At 61.6% G+C, this 16,587-nt stretch carries 18 protein-coding genes; 6 read left to right on the top strand and 12 right to left on the bottom strand.

The genetic code is table 11. From position 1 onward, the window contains the following. Positions 1 to 73 precede the first annotated feature (73 nt). Positions 74 to 1,639: a methyl-accepting chemotaxis protein gene (locus AAZU54_RS12815; RefSeq protein WP_405129653.1), complete on the bottom strand. Its 1,566-nt coding sequence runs from the start codon at positions 1,637 to 1,639 to the stop codon at positions 74 to 76. 139 nt (positions 1,640 to 1,778) lie between these two features. Then, complete coding sequence (locus tag AAZU54_RS12820) at positions 1,779 to 2,672, bottom strand: LysR family transcriptional regulator (protein ID WP_186557496.1); 894 nt, start codon at positions 2,670 to 2,672, stop codon at positions 1,779 to 1,781. Between the two features lie 226 nt (positions 2,673 to 2,898). Between AAZU54_RS12820 and speB the strand changes: the two genes are divergently transcribed. Together speB and AAZU54_RS12830 are read left to right on the top strand one after the other, a co-directional pair. Beyond that, on the top strand, positions 2,899 to 3,849 hold the full coding sequence (gene speB / locus AAZU54_RS12825; protein ID WP_186557495.1) for an agmatinase: 951 nt from the start codon (positions 2,899 to 2,901) through the stop codon (positions 3,847 to 3,849). Positions 3,850 to 4,061: 212 nt separating this feature from the next. Then, the gene (locus tag AAZU54_RS12830; RefSeq protein WP_392465594.1) at positions 4,062 to 5,441 is read left to right on the top strand and encodes a sodium:solute symporter; all 1,380 of its coding nucleotides are present in this window, start codon (positions 4,062 to 4,064) and stop codon (positions 5,439 to 5,441) included. A gap of 81 nt (positions 5,442 to 5,522) precedes the next feature. On the opposite strand, the gene AAZU54_RS12835 is transcribed toward AAZU54_RS12830, so the two are convergent. Together AAZU54_RS12835 and ptrR are read right to left on the bottom strand one after the other, a co-directional pair. Next, a complete protein-coding gene (locus tag AAZU54_RS12835; RefSeq protein WP_256214945.1) occupies positions 5,523 to 5,651 on the bottom strand; it encodes a PA1414 family protein in 129 nt (42 codons plus the stop codon). 125 nt (positions 5,652 to 5,776) lie between these two features. Then, positions 5,777 to 6,670, bottom strand: a complete 894-nt coding sequence (gene ptrR, locus AAZU54_RS12840) for a putrescine utilization regulator PtrR (RefSeq protein WP_434727236.1) — start codon at positions 6,668 to 6,670, stop codon at positions 5,777 to 5,779. Between the two features lie 106 nt (positions 6,671 to 6,776). On the opposite strand from ptrR, the gene AAZU54_RS12845 reads away from it, so the two are divergent. Next, on the top strand, positions 6,777 to 7,937 hold the full coding sequence (locus AAZU54_RS12845; protein ID WP_434727237.1) for an MFS transporter: 1,161 nt from the start codon (positions 6,777 to 6,779) through the stop codon (positions 7,935 to 7,937). Positions 7,938 to 8,051: 114 nt separating this feature from the next. Here the strand turns inward: AAZU54_RS12845 and AAZU54_RS12850 are convergent, their stop codons facing one another. From AAZU54_RS12850 to AAZU54_RS12865, 4 genes are all read right to left on the bottom strand, one after another. Beyond that, on the bottom strand, positions 8,052 to 8,978 hold the full coding sequence (locus AAZU54_RS12850; protein WP_186557491.1) for a DMT family transporter: 927 nt from the start codon (positions 8,976 to 8,978) through the stop codon (positions 8,052 to 8,054). A gap of 97 nt (positions 8,979 to 9,075) precedes the next feature. Further along, entirely contained in the window at positions 9,076 to 9,480 is a 405-nt protein-coding gene (locus AAZU54_RS12855) for a transcriptional regulator (RefSeq protein WP_186557490.1), read from the bottom strand. A gap of 78 nt (positions 9,481 to 9,558) precedes the next feature. Beyond that, positions 9,559 to 9,813, bottom strand: a complete 255-nt coding sequence (locus AAZU54_RS12860) for a BrnA antitoxin family protein (protein WP_312155502.1) — start codon at positions 9,811 to 9,813, stop codon at positions 9,559 to 9,561. After that, positions 9,791 to 10,069: a BrnT family toxin gene (locus tag AAZU54_RS12865; protein ID WP_312155504.1), complete on the bottom strand. Its 279-nt coding sequence runs from the start codon at positions 10,067 to 10,069 to the stop codon at positions 9,791 to 9,793. The genes AAZU54_RS12860 and AAZU54_RS12865 overlap by 23 nt, the downstream gene beginning before the upstream one ends. A 215-nt stretch (positions 10,070 to 10,284) precedes the next feature. Here AAZU54_RS12865 and AAZU54_RS12870 point away from each other — a divergent pair, with 215 nt between their 5' ends. Then, entirely contained in the window at positions 10,285 to 10,557 is a 273-nt protein-coding gene (locus tag AAZU54_RS12870; protein WP_186557488.1) for a hypothetical protein, read from the top strand. Positions 10,558 to 10,635: 78 nt separating this feature from the next. Here the strand turns inward: AAZU54_RS12870 and AAZU54_RS12875 are convergent, their stop codons facing one another. Further along, complete coding sequence (locus tag AAZU54_RS12875; RefSeq protein ID WP_186557487.1) at positions 10,636 to 11,958, bottom strand: DEAD/DEAH box helicase; 1,323 nt, start codon at positions 11,956 to 11,958, stop codon at positions 10,636 to 10,638. Between the two features lie 143 nt (positions 11,959 to 12,101). Between AAZU54_RS12875 and AAZU54_RS12880 the strand changes: the two genes are divergently transcribed. Then, positions 12,102 to 13,403 (top strand): mechanosensitive ion channel family protein, encoded by a 1,302-nt coding sequence (locus tag AAZU54_RS12880; protein ID WP_434727238.1) that lies wholly within the window; start codon positions 12,102 to 12,104, stop codon positions 13,401 to 13,403. A gap of 48 nt (positions 13,404 to 13,451) precedes the next feature. Here the strand turns inward: AAZU54_RS12880 and AAZU54_RS12885 are convergent, their stop codons facing one another. The 3 genes from AAZU54_RS12885 to AAZU54_RS12895 form a co-directional block, all read right to left on the bottom strand. Then, positions 13,452 to 14,330 (bottom strand): carboxylate/amino acid/amine transporter, encoded by an 879-nt coding sequence (locus tag AAZU54_RS12885; RefSeq protein WP_434727239.1) that lies wholly within the window; start codon positions 14,328 to 14,330, stop codon positions 13,452 to 13,454. 259 nt (positions 14,331 to 14,589) lie between these two features. Then, entirely contained in the window at positions 14,590 to 15,189 is a 600-nt protein-coding gene (locus AAZU54_RS12890; RefSeq protein ID WP_368972424.1) for an FMN-dependent NADH-azoreductase, read from the bottom strand. A gap of 108 nt (positions 15,190 to 15,297) precedes the next feature. Continuing rightward, on the bottom strand, positions 15,298 to 15,612 hold the full coding sequence (locus AAZU54_RS12895) for a 3-phosphoglycerate kinase (RefSeq protein ID WP_186557483.1): 315 nt from the start codon (positions 15,610 to 15,612) through the stop codon (positions 15,298 to 15,300). Between the two features lie 48 nt (positions 15,613 to 15,660). Here AAZU54_RS12895 and AAZU54_RS12900 point away from each other — a divergent pair, with 48 nt between their 5' ends. Further along, positions 15,661 to 16,584 (top strand): LysR family transcriptional regulator, encoded by a 924-nt coding sequence (locus AAZU54_RS12900; RefSeq protein WP_186557482.1) that lies wholly within the window; start codon positions 15,661 to 15,663, stop codon positions 16,582 to 16,584. Positions 16,585 to 16,587 lie beyond the last annotated feature (3 nt).

Genomic DNA, 16,587 nt, shown 5'->3' on the forward strand with positions numbered 1-16,587 from the left:
CTCCTGGCTCAGGCAATTTTGCCACAGCCACCCGAAAAAAAGCCCACATCCCTGTGGGAGAGACGATCACGCGCTATCGGTTGAAACGTTCAGCCAGGCTGTGCAGGTACTCGGCCATGCGCTCAAGGTCCTGGCTGATTTCAGCCCCCTGCTTGGCCTGCCCCGCACTCTGGTCGCACAAGTGCGCGATGCGGGTTATCTGCTGATTGATGTCCTCGGCCACATGGCTTTGCTGCTCCGAAGCTGTCGCCATCTGCTGGCTCATGCCAGTGATACGGCTGACCGCCTGGGCAATGCCTGACAATGCCTCACGCACCGCCTCGACACTGTGCACGCTGTCGCGCGAGATCTGCTCGCCGCGATTGGCGGTGGACACCGCGCGCTCAGCCCCCGCGCGCAGGCTGGCAATGATGTGGTGGATCTCATCGGTGGAGGCCCGGGTGCGCTGTGCCAACGAGCGCACCTCGTCGGCGACCACGGCAAACCCGCGGCCCTGCTCGCCCGCCCGCGCCGCCTCGATCGCGGCATTGAGTGCCAGCAGGTTGGTCTGCTCGGCAATCGAGGTGATCACATCGACCACGCTGCCAATCGACTGGGTCTGCTCGGCCAAGGCATTCACGGCCTGGCCGATGTCGTTGACCGCCTCGCTCATGCTGCCCATCGCCTGCAGGCTCTGCTGCGCCAGGTCGCTGCCTTGCTGGGCCAGCTGATCGGCGTCGCTGGCCGCATGGGCGGTGCTTTGCACGTTGTGAGTGACTTGCTGGATGGTCGCGGCCATTTGCGCAATGGCGGTGGCCGACTGATCGGTCTCGCTGCGCTGGCGATCGAGCATCTGCGCCTGGGCATCCGACAGGTCCGCCGACTGCGCAGCGCGCGACTTGACCCCGACACCGGCATCGACCAGGCGAGTCAGCGCGGTCTGCAAACGCGCTTCTTCGCTGATGATGGCCAGGTCCAACTGGCCATGCAGACCGGGATTATCACTGTAGGTCAAGGCCACGAGAGGGCTGGTGAAGGCTTTGGGATGCTCATCGAGGGTGCGCTGGATGGCCCGATTGTGCCGATGCTCGATCAAATACCAAGCGCACAATTGGCTGGCCATCAGCACCGCCAGCGCGGCATAGGGCTGCAGCCACAGGTAGCCGGCCGCCGACACCAGCCCCGCGCCGATCAGCGGCCAGCCCTGGCCCAGCCCGTGGCCTAATCGCGCCGCCCAGGGGACTGCACTGCGACCGTTACGCAGGCGTGCATAAAGCGCCTCGGCACGGCGGATCTGCTCTCGACTAGGCACCGAGCGCACCGATTCGTAGCCGCTGATCCGACCATTTTCATAGATCGCCGTGACATAGGCGCTAACCCAATAGAAGTCGCCGTTCTTGGAGCGATTCTTGACCACCCCCATCCACGGTTTGCCCTGTTTGATGGTTTCCCACATATGACCGAAGACAGACGGCGGCATGTCCGGGTGACGCACCAGGTTGTGGGTCTGCCCGACCAATTCGTCGTAGGTGAAACCGCTGATCGCCACGAATGCGTCATTGCAATAGGTAATGCGGCTGTTGAGGTCGGTGGTGGATATCAGCCGCTGCTCGCTGGAGAAGGTTCTTTCATGCTCGGTGACGGGCAAATTCATGCGCATCGGGGCAGTCCTTGCTTGTGTAGATGATGGGAAATTTCATCAAAGCAAGTAGAGGTTTAGCAGAGCGCCAGCATGAAAGTGGTCAACTTTTTGTAGGAAATTATCCCTGTCAGACGGAATGTCCTAAATGCGGTATTGCCTAGCCTACATTGAGCTGGCTTTTGAGCAGGTCACGGAAGGTCTGGATCAATGGCTCACGGCTGCGACCTCGGCGGATGATCAGCGAGAATGGCGCCTGATAACCGAAGGTAGCCGGCGATAGTACCCGTAGATCCCCTTTATCGACCCAGGCCTGGGCGTAATGCTCAGGCAAATAGCCGATGTAGGCGCCGGAGAGAATCAGGATCAACTGCGCTTCCATGCTTTCCACGGTTGCCGCGCTGTGCTTGAAGCCATGCCGGGCCAGCTCGGCCTGGCTCCAATAACCCCGGCCGACCATGCGCTGCTGGGTCACCACCGGTTCGGGAATGCGCCGTTCGACGAACAATGGGTGCCGGCTGCTGCAATACAGCCAGTGCTGTTCACGATACAACGGCTGATAGACCAGGCCACTCATGCGCGAAGAGAAGGCACCAATGGCCAGGTCCAGACGGTTGTCCTGCACGCCCAGTTGCAGTTCGTAGGGGCTGGAGACCGACAAGTGCAGATGTACCGCCGGATGCTCCTGGCTATAGGCGCCAATCGCCTCAGCCAGGGGCAAGGCGCGATCACCGACAGTCGAGTCGATCACCCCCAGGTTGAGGGTTCCGCGCAGCTCGCCCTTGAGCGCTGCCGCGTATTGCTCGAAACCGTCCATTTCCGCGAGCAGACGCAAGGTCTCCTGATGAAACAGCTCACCCTTGCTGGTCAGGCTGAAGCCTCCGCGCCCGCGGTGGCAAAGGACGATGCCCAAGGAACTCTCGAGCTGACTCATGTAGGTACTGATCGCCGAGGTCGACAGGTTCAGCTCGCGCTGGGCATTGGCGAAACCCTGGTGGCGTACCACGCTGACGAAGATGCGTAGCAGTTTCAGATCGGGCAGGGTCGAGGCCATGGTGCAGCGGTTCCGCAGGCTGGAAATGGCCAAAGTCTAACCCGAGCCAGGGCTATTAGTTCAGAAATTCCTGAACTAAGTATTTGCCGGTAGCGATTCTTTCCGCGCACTACCTTGCGCAGACTTTGCCGAAATGTCCCTGCCCGCCGGCACCCTTGCGCCAGCCAGGCGCGCCACGGAACAGGTTCGAACAAACATAACAATCGACCGACTGATGAGGCCCACCGTGGACAAGACTCTTCACCAACCACTGGGCGGCAACGAAATGCCGCGTTTCGGCGGCATCGCCACCATGCTTCGCCTGCCCCACCTGCAAAGCGCCGAAGGCCTGGATGCCGCGTTCGTCGGCGTGCCCCTGGATATCGGCACCTCGCTGCGTTCGGGCACCCGCTTCGGCCCCCGGCAGATCCGCGCCGAGTCGGTCATGATCCGCCCCTACAACATGGCCACCGGTGCCGCGCCCTTCGACTCGCTGTCGATCGCCGACATTGGCGATGTAGCGATCAATACCTTCAACCTGCTCGACGCCGTGCGCATCATCGAAGAAGCCTACGACAACATTGTCGAGCATAATGTCATCCCGCTGACCCTTGGTGGCGACCACACCATCACCTTGCCGATCCTGCGCGCCCTGCATAAAAAGCACGGCAAGATCGGCCTGGTGCACATCGATGCCCACGCCGACGTCAACGATCACATGTTCGGCGAGAAGATCGCCCACGGCACCACCTTCCGCCGCGCAGTGGAAGAAGGCCTGCTCGATTGCGATCGCGTGGTGCAGATCGGCCTGCGCGCCCAGGGCTATACCGCCGACGACTTCAACTGGAGCCGTCGCCAGGGTTTCCGTGTGGTTCAGGCCGAAGAGTGCTGGCACAAGTCGCTGGAGCCATTGATGGCTGAAGTGCGCGAGAAAGTAGGTGGTGGCCCGGTGTACCTGTCGTTCGACATCGACGGCATCGACCCGGCCTGGGCGCCTGGCACTGGCACCCCGGAAATCGGTGGCCTGACCACCATCCAGGCGATGGAAATCATCCGTGGCTGCCACGGCCTGGACCTGATTGGCTGCGACCTGGTCGAGGTTTCGCCGCCCTATGACACCACCGGCAACACCTCGTTGCTCGGCGCCAACCTGCTGTTCGAGATGCTCTGCGTACTGCCAGGTGTCGTACGTCGCTGACGTGTCAGCGACTGGAGCAAGATGAGCGGTTTACCCGGGAGAGGGCTTGCCCCGCGATCGCTATCGCGAAACAAGCCCGCTTCCGCGTGACCCAGGCAGGAGCCATGAAGAGGGGCCGGTGAGGCCCGCCAATACAAGACAAGACCGCCGGGCACCGTGCACCTGCCCGGACGGTCGATCTCGCCATAATAAAGATAATCGGGAGACCCCCAATGGCCTTGGACATCATCGTAGTACTGATCTATGCCGCCGGCATGCTCGCGCTTGGCTGGTACGGCATGCGGCGGGCAAAAACCCACGAAGACTACCTGGTAGCCGGACGCAACCTCGGCCCGACCCTGTACATGGGCACCATGGCCACCACGGTGCTGGGTGGTGCTTCGACCGTCGGCACCGTGCGCCTGGGCTACGTCCATGGTATCTCCGGTTTCTGGCTGTGCGCGGCACTGGGCCTGGGAATCATCGCGCTGAACCTGTTCCTCGCCAAACCCTTACTGCGCCTGCGTATCTTCACCGTCACCCAGGTGCTTGAGCGGCGCTACAACCCCATGGCGCGCCAAGCCAGTGCGGTCATCATGCTGGCCTACGCGCTGATGATCGGCGTCACCTCGACCCTGGCCATGGGCACGGTATTGCAGGTGCTGCTCGACCTGCCGTTCTGGCTGTCGCTGCTGCTCGGTGGCGGCGTGGTGGTGGTCTACTCGACCATTGGCGGCATGTGGTCGCTGACCCTCACCGATATCGTCCAGTTCGTGATCAAGACCGTCGGCCTGATGTTCATCCTGCTGCCGGTGTGCCTGTACAAGGTCGGTGGCTGGGATCAACTGGTCGCGCAGCTGCCGGCGGCCAGTTTCAGCTGGACCACCATCGGCTGGGACACCATCATCACCTACTTCCTGATCTACTTCTTCGGCATCCTCATCGGCCAGGACATCTGGCAGCGGGTGTTCACCGCCCGTGACGAAAAGGTCTGCCAGCGCGCCGGTACCACCGCCGGTATCTACTGCGTGGCGTACGGTTTGGCCTGCGCCCTGATCGGCATGGCCGCCCACGTGCTGATGCCGGACCTGGCCAACCCGAACAACGCCTTCGCGGCGATGATCAAGACCACCCTGCCCGATGGCATCCGTGGCCTGCTGATGGCGGCCGCCCTGGCGGCGATGATGTCGACGGCCAGCGCCGGCTTGCTGGCGGCGTCCACCACCATCACCGAAGACCTGCTGCCCAAGCTGCGCGGCGGCAAGCAGTCGAGCCTGGGTGTGAGCCGCCTGTTCACCTTGCTGACCGGCCTGGTAGTGCTGGGCATTGCCCTGGCAGTGAACGATGTGATCAGCGCGCTGACCTTGGCTTACAACCTGCTGGTCGGCGGGATGCTGGTGCCGCTTATCGGGGCGATCTTCTGGAAGCGTGCGACCACCGCAGGGGCGATCGCCAGCATGTCGCTGGGCTTTGCCACCGCGCTGCTGTTCATGTTCAAGGATGGTCTGGATGCCAATACGCCGATCTACTACAGCCTGGCGATTGGTCTGCTGAGCTTTGTGCTGGTCAGCCTGCTGTCGCGTCGCCCGATGGCGGCGGTGAACCTGGCCTGATCAATACTGGGCTGCCCAGCAGCCCAATCGGCTGAAACGAAAAGGCCGCTGCATCTGATCGATGCGGCGGCCTCTGTCATTTCAACGGCGACGAGGTTGGCGCTTGCGCTGCTCTTCGTCGGTGGGAATCGGCACCGGCTGCAGCGGTGGCGGAATCAGGCCCAAGGCGACAGCCAGGTCATGGAGCCAGTTGAACAGTGGTTTTTTCATAGAGCCCCCTTCACGGGTCAGCCTCACGGCAAAATCGATTCTGCGATGTTTCATACAGATCATAGTCCGATGTCCTGCATTACGCATTCGCCTAATCCTATAGATAGGGACGATTTTGACCCGGATCAAGCGGTCGCGGGGCGTTCCGACGGTCGGTCAACTGTTTCGCCTTGTTGCAGATCGATCCACGCCTGCAAATTTGCCCCACACATGCCCTGGCGCCACATCAACCAGGTGACAGCCTGATCGAACGGTGCTTGCAGCCGGTGGACGCGAATCTGCTCACGTCCTGGCAGGCTGTCGAGCATCGATTGCGCCATCAACGCTACCCCTGCCCCGGCAATGACACAGGCCAGCATGCTCTGGTAAGACTCGATCTCCATGACCCGGCCCATGGGCGTGTGAGCGTGGGCGTACCAGGCTTCCAGACGCATCCGGTAGGAGCAGCCCTGGCGGAAGGTGAACACCGCCCGCCCTGCCACATCCCGGGCACTGTGAACCGGGGGGTGCTCAGGGCTGGTGATCAGTACCAAGACTTCATCGCACAGTGGCACGCCATCGAGCCCTGCAAGGCTTGGCGGCCCATCGACCAAGGCGGCATCCAGGCGGTGGCTCATCAGCCCTTCGAGCAGATCGCCGCTCGGAGCGGCCTGTACCTGCAGGTTCACCGCTGGGTAAGTCTGGTGATAGCGGGCCAGCAACGCCGGCAGATGCGTCGCCGCGGTGCTGTACATCGTGCCCAAGACGAAGTCCCCTGCGGGTTGACCACCCTGCACTGCCGCCACCGCTTGGTCGTGCAGGGTCGACAAGCGGTTGGCGTAGTCGAGCAGCACCTTTCCGGCTGGCGACAGCTGCAAGCGCTGGCGCTCACGCAAGAACAGCTCGACACCCAACTGCTCTTCCAACTGTCGCAGCCGCGTCGACAGGTTCGACGGCACGCGGTGCAAGCGCTCGGCAGCACGGGTAAGTGAACCTTCTTCGGCCACCGCTTGAAAGATGCGCAGTTGACTGAACTCCATGACATTCTCCAAAACAGAACAACTTGATCATCATTATTCAATTTTATTGAAAGTCAATCCACCCTACCCTGCCACTCATCGACTCACACCTGGCAGGAGCATTCACATGTCGCCGCTCGTACAACTACTGGCCAGTGCCGTGGCCCTGATGATGGCCATGGGCATCGGCCGCTTCGCCCTGACCCCGCAACTGCCCAGCCTGATCGCTGAAGGGCAATTCGACCTGACTGCCGCTGGCCTTGTCGCCGCCGCCAACTACCTGGGCTACTTCCTCGGCGCGGTGGACGCCATGTTCGCTCGCCAGCCTGGCCAAGTACGCCTGCGTCTGCATGCAGGCCTGTGGCTGTGCGTGGTGTTGACCCTCGCCTCGTGGGCAGCCAATGGTTTCTGGAGCCATCTGCTGCTGCGCTTTGGCACCGGCGTTGCCAGCGCCTGGGTGCTGGTGATGATTACCAGCCTCACCCAACAGCTGGCAGCCGCTCATGGCACACCGCGACTGGGCGCCCTGGTGTTCGCAGGGCCTGGTGTGGGCATTGCGCTGACCGGGCTACTGGCGCTGGCGGCACATCTGCTGGGGATGGACTCGGCGGCCTTGTGGCTGGTTTATGCAGTGGCCGCGCTGGTCATGTTGCTTACAGTGCGGCCCTGGTTGCCAAGGGCGCTGGCGCCTGCACCAGCAGCAATCGCACGTTCGGCGCCGAGCCCTGGCATCGCCCGTCTGGGGCTGGTGTATGGGCTCTATGGGGTGGGGTATATCTTGCCGGCCACATTTTTATCGCAGATGGCCAACCAGCGTTTTCACGGACATTGGCTGGCCGACCTGTTCTGGCCAGCGTTTGGCCTGGCTGCCGCGTTGGGCGTGGTACTGATGAGTGTGCGCCGACCTGGGCGGACTACCGGCTGGTTGGCCGCAACCCTTTGGCTGCAAGGCCTGGGCGTGCTGGCCTGCCTGCTGGGTGATGGGTTTGGCCTGGCCCTGGGGGTGGTGCTGTGTGGAGGGCCGTTCCTGGCCTGCATGCAATTGGTCATGCAGCGCTCGCGAGAGCTGGCGCCGCATGCCACGCAGCGCAATGCCGGACTATTGACCGCGTGCTTCGCGCTCGGCCAATTGAGTGGGCCGCTGCTGGCAGCACTGAGCAATCACTACAGCGCTAGCCTGCAACCTGCGCTGGTGTTGGCCGCCAGTGGGCTTGGGCTGGCCGGCGTCCTGGTAGTAACCAGCCGCAGCGCACGGCAGGTTTGTCAGGCGAGCACTAGCACGGCCTGAGAGTGTCAGGGCGTTTTTGCCGGCCTCATCGCGGGGCAAGCCCGCTCCCACGTTGGCCAACACCGGGTTGCGTGGGAGCGGGCTTGCCCCGCGATGAGCAGCTCAGATAACTACCTAGCCAATCACCTTGCGCAACTGCTTACGCACCCAGGGCTCAGCACTGACCAGGATCACCCCGCACAACACCATCACCGCCCCGAGTACAAAGTTCACACTCAGCGGCTCCCCCAACAGCAGCACGCCAAAGGTCACCCCAAACAACGGCGTGATGAAAGAGAACACCGCCAGGTTCGAAGCGAGATACTTGCGCAGCAACCAGAACCAGGTCAGGTAGCTGACGAACGAGACCACAATCCCCTGGAACAACACGCTGCCCATCGCCAGTGGGGTCAACGTAACCCTACCGATCTGCCCGCTCACCAGCGCAATCAACAACAGCCCGACAAAGCCCACCATCAGCTGATAGAACAAGGTCAAGGTCGCCGGCGCTTCCGACAGCCGCGAACCTCGCACCACCACAGTAGTCGCGCCCCAGGCCAAGCCCGCCAGCACCCCAAAGGCATCGCCTAGAAGCGTGCGAGCATCGATCTGATCGAGCTGCAAGCCGCCAGCGAAGGCCGTGGCGATCCCGGCAAACGACAGCAAGATACCCAACCACTGCAAAAGCCGCAGCCGCTCGCTGGGCAGCATGAAATGCAGGCCGAGTGCGGTGAACACCGGCGCGGTGTAGAGAAACACCGACATGTGCGCCGCCGAGGTCAACTTCAGCCCCTCGGCAATGAACATAAATTCCAGGCCAAACAGTGCGCCAGCCAGCAACCCGGCCCGCCAGGTACTGCCCACCTGGCCCCAGCCCCCACGCCAGCAGATCAAGATACCGACCAACAGCGCAGCGATACCGGAACGAAAAGCCGCCTGCATCACCGGGGCGATATCAACGGCGGCCCATTTGATCATCACCTGCTGGCTGCCCCAGATCAGGCACAGCCCAAGCATCAGTTGCAGGGCGAAAGCGTCGGGATTCTTGCGGGCCGCACTCATGGGCGGGCCCCTTGTAGATTCGATGGCATGGGCAAGGCTCGGCAGAGAAAATGGATCCAGTGCCGATTATCGGGTTCGCGACGCCGCCGTTACCAGCCTAAATTGCGCCGCCCGCAATCTGCGCCTTGGCCGAGACGTGCTCGAAGGTGTTTTCGTCCAGCGGATCTTCCTGCTCATCCAGCACCTGGCGCGGGTGCTCGAAGCCAGGAATGCTGCTGTCGATCAGACTGAGCAAGCGCGAGCCACGCTCGGTGAGCACGAAGTTCTCGCCATTGCCGCCATCCTCTGCCGGCCGAGATTCGATGAAGCCGCGCTCGAAGAGGATCTTCTCGTACTCGCACGCGCGGGTCTTCAGATGATCCAGATCGCCCACCGGCTGGCCTTGGGCGGCGAGTGCCGCGGCATGTTGCTCGGCGTAGGGGCGTGGCGTAAAGCTGTGATCAGCGCCATTTTGCACTTCGTGCAGCAGGCGTTGGATCAGGTCCCAGTCGTAGCTGCTCATGGAGGTTGGCTCCTGCTGTGAACGGATGGGGTACACAACTTGGGACCGGCATGGGGCTGCAAGCGTTCCGACGGAAATTCAACGATGGCGCTGCTGAGCCTGCATATACTGGCGCAACAACTGATTTATACGCGTCTGGTAGCCCGTGCCCTGCTCCTTGAACCAGGCCAATACATCGGCATCAAGACGGATCGTCACGGCCTGTTTGGCTGGAACCCGCAGCTCAGCCTGGCGAAAAAAATCCTCACCTAGCTCGGCAATGTCCGAAGTGTCGATCTGCTGATCGTCTTGTTGAGCCAGGCGGCTCCAATCAGTTTTGGAAGACTTGGTCATAACGTTTTGCCTCTTGTCTGGTCGCCTTTCGCGCAGAGATGATCCGGATTACATCTGCCTGCCGCTCGGTATACACGACCACCCCGACCAGCGCGTCCAGCCAGCCTAAGCCGATCCAGCGCTCCTCACCATAGGCCTGCCGATCATCTCGCAACAGCAGCATGGGGTGCTGGAACATATCGGGCACATCGCTGAAGTCGATACCGTGCTTGCGGATGTTTATCTGATTCTTAGCTTCGTCCCACTCAAAACGCATGGGACTGCCTGTATTTACTTTTGTACATACACAATACTCCCTATAAGCCAGCGAGCCTAGAAGAAGCATCAGCAGATCAACAGAGGTTAAGTGCAGCAAACAGGCATTTAGGAAGCGGATTACAAGCAAAAGAGATTCGACCAGGCACCTTCCCCAGGTGAACTTTCCTCCCCGTCATAGCCTCAACCGATTACTTGCTGACCGAGGCTCATCTTATGAAGACCCTGCACCGAGTCACCCTGCTTGCCAGCCTGTGCTTCGCCCTGCCCAGCTGGGCCTGCACGCTGGAAGAGGCAACCGCAAAACGCGAAGAGCTGGCCAAGTTGGTGTCACAACTGACCGAGCAGAACCCGCAAAAGGCCAAGGAGATCAACGACGAGCTTCAGGGCATGGACCTGGCGACAGAAAGCAAGGATCTGCCTGACAAGTGCCAGTTGATCGACCGCAGGCTACAGGAGCTCAAGGTCGCGGAGAAAAAAGCGGAGTGAGGTGATCGCGGCAAGGGGCAAGGCGTCGGTCCGTCCTAGGCAAAGCCAGGGCAGACCGGTAGTTGCCTGGAGAACGCCTTACTCAGCCTTCGGCGCGCGCTTTTTCAGCGGCGCCATGCCATCGGAGCTGGTCAGCGGTGCGTTTGGCCGTGGCTTGGCGGTAGGCTTGCGCTTGGCGGCGGCCTTCTTGTCGCCGGTTTTCTTGTCGACTTTCTTTTTCTTGACGCCGGCAGCCTTGCCCGAAGCCTTGACCTTCTTCGGTCCGCTGTAGGTGCCTTTGACCTCTTTGATCACTCGGCGCTCGAACTGCTGCTTGAGGTAGCGCTCGATGCTCGACATCAAGTTCCAGTCGTTGTGGGTGATCAGCGAGATCGCCAGACCTTCGCCACCGGCCCGGCCAGTACGGCCAATGCGGTGCACGTATTCGTCGCCGCTGCGCGGCATGTCGAAGTTGATCACCAGGTCCAGGCCGTCGATGTCCAGGCCACGTGCCGCTACGTCAGTGGCGACCAGTACCTTGGAGCCACCCTGCTTGAAGCGCTCGATGGCCAGCTTGCGGTCTTTCTGGTCCTTCTCGCCGTGCAGCACGAAGGCTTTGACGTCCTTGGCCACCAGGTGACCATAGACGCGGTCAGCCAGGGCGCGGGTATTGGTGAAAATGATCGCCTTCTGGAAGGTCTCGTTGTCGAGCAGCCACTGGACGATTTTCTCTTTGTGCTGGTCGTGGTCGGCGGTGATGATCTGCTGACGAGTGCCTTCGGCCAACTGCGAGACGCTGTTGAGCATCAGGTGCTCAGGGTTTTTCAGCACTTTGCCAATGATGTCGCGCAGCGCTGCGCCGCCGGTGGTGGCGGAGAAGAGCAGGGTCTGCTCGCGGTTCTCGCACTCTTTGCACAGGCGCTCCATGTCTTCGGCAAAGCCCATGTCGAGCATGCGGTCAGCCTCGTCCAGCACCATGACCTGAACGTGGGAGAGGTCGAGGTTGCCGGCGTTCAGATGCTCGAGCAGGCGGCCTGGGGTGCCAATCAGCACGTCCGGCACCTTGCGCAACAGTGCAGCCTGTTCCTTGAAGTCTTCGCCGCCGGTGACCAGGCCAGACTTGATGTAGGTGAACTGGGAGAACAGTTGCACCTGTTTCAAGGTCTGCTGGGCCAGTTCGCGGGTCGGCAGCAGGATCAACGCACGGATTTCAACGCGCGGGCCACCCAGGTCAGCCAGGCGGTTGAGCATCGGCAGGACGAAAGCTGCGGTCTTGCCGCTGCCGGTCTGCGCCGTCACCCGCAGGTCACGCCCTTGCAACGCCAGGGGGATGGCCGCCGCCTGCACCGGAGTCGGCTCGACAAAGTTCAGCTCGGCCACGGCTTTGAGCAGGCGTTCATGCAGGGCGAATTGGGAAAACACGGGGACAACCTCGGGCAAGTACGTAAATTCAGTTGCATAGGGTAACGTTTTCCGCCGCCATAACCGAATTTTCTTTTAGCAACTTTTGGCCGATCCGCGCTCTAATCGTGCCTCGTTCCGCAACATAGACCGCTGTAACGCTCATGGACATTCAACGACTCTGGCACGACACCCTCGACCTCTGGGGCACCCTAGACCAACATCCGCTGCTGCATTCTGCCCTGGGCCTGGCGGTACTGCTGCTGATCTCCCTAGTACTCGGTCGCCTGGCGCGCTTCCTGGTGCTGCACACCAGCCGCCTGCTGGCCCGTCAACAAGCGCTGAAGTGGCTCGACGACCTGCGCCACAACAAGGTATTTCATCGCCTGGCGCAGACCACCCCTTCGCTGATCATCCAGTTCGGCCTGAAGCTGGTCCCGGAGCTTGGCACCACCGCCCAGCACTTCCTCGGCAATGTTGCCCTGGCATTCACCCTGTTGTTCATGACCCTGGCGGTTTCCTGCCTGCTCGATGCCCTGCTGGACATCTACGCCCGCACCGAGCATGCCCGCACCCGCTCGATCAAGGGCTATGTGCAGTTGGCCAAGATGGTGCTGTGGGTGCTCAGCGTCATCGTCATCATCGCCACCCTGATCGACCGCTCGCCGCTGTTACTGCTATCGGGCCTGGGCGCCATGTCGGCGGTGCTGCTGTTGGTGTACAAGGACACCTTGCTGTCATTCGTGGCCAGCGTACAGCTGACCAGCAACGACATGCTTCACGTCGGCGACTGGATCGAAATGCCCCAGGTCGGCGCTGATGGCGATGTGGTGGACATCACCCTGCACACGGTCAAGGTGCAGAACTTCGACAAGACCATCGTTTCCATCCCGACCTGGCGCCTGATGAGCGAGTCGTTCCGCAACTGGCGCGGCATGCAGCAGTCTGGTGGGCGACGGATCAAGCGCAGCCTGTTCATCGATGCTGCCGGTGTCCGCTTCTTGACCCGCGAGGAAGAACAGCGCCTGGCCCAGGTGCACTTGCTCGGTGATTACCTGGCCAGCAAGCGCCAGGAACTGCAGAACTGGAACGAAGCGCTGGGACCAGTAGCCGAGTTGTCGGCTAACCGGCGGCGGCTGACCAACATCGGTACTTTCCGCGCGTTTGCCCTGGCCTATTTGCAGAACCATCCTGACGTGCAGCAAAGCATGACCTGCATGGTGCGGCAGATGCAGACCACCGCTGAGGGCGTGCCCTTGGAGATCTACTGCTTCACCCGCACCACGGCCTGGGCGGATTACGAGCGCATCCAGGGCGATATCTTCGATTATCTGTTGGCCGTGCTGCCGGAGTTTGGCCTGAGTCTGTATCAGCAGCCCAGCGGCAATGACATGCGCGCAGGGCTTGCCGCCCGAGCGCCAGTCGAAACGCAGGCGCAGCGCCTTACAGAAACCGCAGAGGCTTGAAGAAGCAAAGGCGCCGAACAGGCGCCTTTTTTACATGCAGTGTCTAGATCAGGTGGAGGTCTGCTGCGAGCGAGCAGTCCGACTGCCGCCCAAGCGACTGAGCCACACCGAGGCCAGAATCACCGCGCCGCCAATGAACAATCGCCCCAGCGGCTCGTGCTGATTCCAGATCAGCAAATTGAGCAGCAGCCCGACCGGCACATGCAGGTTGTTCATTACCGCCAAAGTCGCGCCAGAAACCAGGCAGGCGCCCTTGTTCCACCAGTACAAGCCCAGCGCAGTCGGACACAGGCCCAGGAACAGCAACACCAGCCACTGCACATCGGTGCTCGGCAGGTGCTGGACATTGCCAAACAGCAGGAACGCCGGCAACACCACGATCAACGCGCCCAGGTAGAAATAGCCAAACCGCTTGTAATGCGGCAGATCGCTTGGGTGACGGGCAACCAGGTGACGGTACAGCACCTGGCCGGCGGCATAGGTGAAGTTGGCCAATTGCAGCAACAGGAAGCCGATGAAGAAGTCGCCGCTGATGCTGTCCATACGGATCACCGCGGCACCCGCGACCGCGACCAGTGCAGCGAGCAGCGCCCAAGGGTTGAAGCGGCGGTTCAGCGCATCTTCGATAAGGGTCACGTGCAGCGGCGTGAGAATGGTGAACAGCAGCACTTCCGGCACGGTCAGCACGCGGAAACTCAAGTACAGGCAGACGTAGGTGATGCCGTACTGCAATGCGCCGATCAGCAACATCGAGCGCATGAAGCGCGGTTCGACCTGACGCCAGCGGGTGAGCGGCAGGAACACCAGGCCGGCCAACACCACCCGCGCCAAGACCGCGAAATAGCTGTCGACATGCCCGGCCAGGTATTCGCCGATCAGGCTGAAGGAAAACGCCTGGATCAGCGCGACGATAATCAGGTAGCCCATGGTGCTCTCTCGTAAATCAAGGCGGCGACCTTAGCCGGTTGGCAAAAACCGATCAACTTGGCGTAGCGCCCTCATCGCGGGGCAAGCCCGCTCCCACTGGTATGGCTGACGGCGCAATACACGTGGGAGCGGGCTTGCCCCGCGATCAGGCCGGACCAGGCGCTAGAAAAACTCCAGGCATAAAAAAGCCCGACCATCATATGGCCGGGCAGGCACACCCAAGGAGCAACAGGTGTCAGGGTTGGGAATTGGTCGGTACTCAGGCCACCGCAGCCAGCTTGGCCTTGGCCTGATTCAGCCCTTTCTCGTGGAAGTCGCCGCTCATGTTCAGGCCTTCGGCATGAATGAAGGTCACGTCATGGATACCAATGAAGGCCATGACCTGGCGCAGGTACGGTTCCTGATGGTCGCTGGTGGCGCCGGCATGGATACCACCGCGGGCAGTCAGGACAATGGCACGCTTGCCCGTCAGCAGCCCCTGTGGACCGGTCGGGGTGTACTTGAAGGTGATACCGGCGCGCAGTACATGATCGAGCCAAGCCTTGAGCGTGCTCGGAATGGTGAAGTTGTACATCGGAGCAGCCATCACCAGTACATCGGCGGCCAGCAGTTCATCGGTCAATTCGTTGGAACGCTCCAGGGCTTCGCGCTCGATCTGTGAGCGTTGATCCTCAGGCTTCATCCAGCCACCCAGCAGGTTGGCGTCCAGGTGCGGCACTGGAGTCACCGCCAAGTCACGCACATTGATGTCGTCGGCCGGATGCGCCGCTTGCCATTGGGCAATGAAATCTCGGGTCAATTGACGCGAAACGGAGTCCTGCTGGCGGGCGCTGCTTTCGATGATCAATACGCGGGACATGGGTGCCTCCATCGGCAAATAGGGTGCGATTCGATGGAGGAAAGATTAAGGGTTGACCTATCGATAAAAAAGCGTAAAAAGTGGGTTCAATCTATCGACTAATCCGTTTTATTCCGGTTTACAGCTCAAACCGATCCGCAGCTTGATGATCTGCCGGTTGAACTTGGCGGTAACGTCCACGCTTTGCTTGGCCGGCACATTGACCCGACGCACCCGTGGCGCTTCCGGGCCGTTGCGGAAAGTGACCTTGCACGACGCCGCAACCTCTCCATAGTTGTTCAGCGAGATGCTGCCGATGTCGTAGGCCGTGTCGTAGGCGGTGTAGTCGACCTTGACCCCGGTCAGCTGCTTGTCGACATCGATGGGGTATGCCATGGCGGTAAGGGGCAGGCACAGCAGTAATGCCACACAACTTTTCTTCATAGAGCGCTCTCCTTGAAAGAGCGCAGCTTAGGACAACAGGAGCTGAAGATGAAAGCGCCGCGCGTAACCCTGGATCAGTGGCGAACCCTGCAGGCAGTGGTCGATCACGGAGGGTTTGCCCAGGCCGCCGAGGCCCTGCACCGCTCACAATCGTCGGTCAGCTACACAGTGGCACGCATGCAGGAGCAACTTGGCGTGCCGTTGCTGCGCATCGACGGGCGTAAAGCCGTGCTGACCGAGGCCGGTAACGTCCTGCTGCGCCGCTCGCGCCACCTGGTCAAGCAGGCCAGCCAGCTCGAAGACCTGGCCCATCACATGGAACAAGGCTGGGAGGCCGAGGTGCGCGTGGTGGTCGATGCCGCCTACCCCAGCGCCCGCCTGGTGCGCGCCTTGAGCGCGTTCATGCCGCAGAGCCGAGGCTGCCGCGTGCGGCTGCGCGAAGAGGTGCTGTCTGGGGTCGAGGAAGTCCTGCATGAAGGCATCGCCGACCTTGCGATCAGCAGCTTCAGCATCGGCGGCTACCTGGGCACCGAACTGAGCTCGGTGGAGTTCGTCGCCGTCGCCCACCCGGAACACAGCCTGCACCGCCTGGGCCGGGAGATTACCTTCCAGGACCTGGAGAGCCAGTTGCAGGTGGTAATCCGTGACTCTGGCCGCGCGCAACCCAAGGATGTCGGCTGGCTGGGCGCTGAACAACGCTGGACGGTCGGTAGCCTGGGCACTGCGGCCACCTTCGTCAGCAGCGGCCTGGGCTTTGCCTGGCTGCCCCGGCACATGATCGAGCGCGAGCTGCGCGACGGCGTGCTCAAGCCATTGCCGCTGGACCAGGGTGGCAGTCGCCATCCACTGTTCTACCTTTACTCCAGCAAGGAAAAGACCCTGGGCCCGGCCACGCAGATCCTCATCGACCTGCTGCGCAATTTCGATACTGCGCCCCTGGACGTGCCCTTCGCAGCCCCGCCGCAAGCCTGAGGA

Origin of the sequence: Pseudomonas sp. Je.1.5.c (genome assembly GCF_051129895.1) — a bacterium.
Lineage (GTDB): Bacteria > Pseudomonadota > Gammaproteobacteria > Pseudomonadales > Pseudomonadaceae > Aquipseudomonas > Aquipseudomonas urmiensis.

Bases quoted from the DNA above. Each gene is read 5' to 3' on its own strand.
- AAZU54_RS12885 (WP_434727239.1), bottom strand. From the start codon at position 14,330: ATGGGCTACCTGATTATCGTCGCGCTGATCCAGGCGTTTTCCTTCAGC.
- AAZU54_RS12820 (WP_186557496.1), bottom strand. From the start codon at position 2,672: ATGGCCTCGACCCTGCCCGATCTGAAACTGCTACGCATCTTCGTCAGC.
- AAZU54_RS12860 (WP_312155502.1), bottom strand. From the start codon at position 9,813: ATGACCAAGTCTTCCAAAACTGATTGGAGCCGCCTGGCTCAACAAGAC.
- AAZU54_RS12890 (WP_368972424.1), bottom strand. From the start codon at position 15,189: ATGTCCCGCGTATTGATCATCGAAAGCAGCGCCCGCCAGCAGGACTCC.
- AAZU54_RS12855 (WP_186557490.1), bottom strand. From the start codon at position 9,480: ATGAGCAGCTACGACTGGGACCTGATCCAACGCCTGCTGCACGAAGTG.
- AAZU54_RS12865 (WP_312155504.1), bottom strand. From the start codon at position 10,069: ATGCGTTTTGAGTGGGACGAAGCTAAGAATCAGATAAACATCCGCAAG.
- ptrR (WP_434727236.1), bottom strand. From the start codon at position 6,670: ATGGAGTTCAGTCAACTGCGCATCTTTCAAGCGGTGGCCGAAGAAGGT.
- AAZU54_RS12845 (WP_434727237.1), top strand. From the start codon at position 6,777: ATGTCGCCGCTCGTACAACTACTGGCCAGTGCCGTGGCCCTGATGATG.
- AAZU54_RS12835 (WP_256214945.1), bottom strand. From the start codon at position 5,651: ATGAAAAAACCACTGTTCAACTGGCTCCATGACCTGGCTGTCGCCTTG.
- AAZU54_RS12900 (WP_186557482.1), top strand. From the start codon at position 15,661: ATGAAAGCGCCGCGCGTAACCCTGGATCAGTGGCGAACCCTGCAGGCA.
- AAZU54_RS12815 (WP_405129653.1), bottom strand. From the start codon at position 1,639: ATGCGCATGAATTTGCCCGTCACCGAGCATGAAAGAACCTTCTCCAGC.
- AAZU54_RS12895 (WP_186557483.1), bottom strand. From the start codon at position 15,612: ATGAAGAAAAGTTGTGTGGCATTACTGCTGTGCCTGCCCCTTACCGCC.
- AAZU54_RS12870 (WP_186557488.1), top strand. From the start codon at position 10,285: ATGAAGACCCTGCACCGAGTCACCCTGCTTGCCAGCCTGTGCTTCGCC.
- AAZU54_RS12880 (WP_434727238.1), top strand. From the start codon at position 12,102: ATGGACATTCAACGACTCTGGCACGACACCCTCGACCTCTGGGGCACC.
- AAZU54_RS12830 (WP_392465594.1), top strand. From the start codon at position 4,062: ATGGCCTTGGACATCATCGTAGTACTGATCTATGCCGCCGGCATGCTC.
- AAZU54_RS12850 (WP_186557491.1), bottom strand. From the start codon at position 8,978: ATGAGTGCGGCCCGCAAGAATCCCGACGCTTTCGCCCTGCAACTGATG.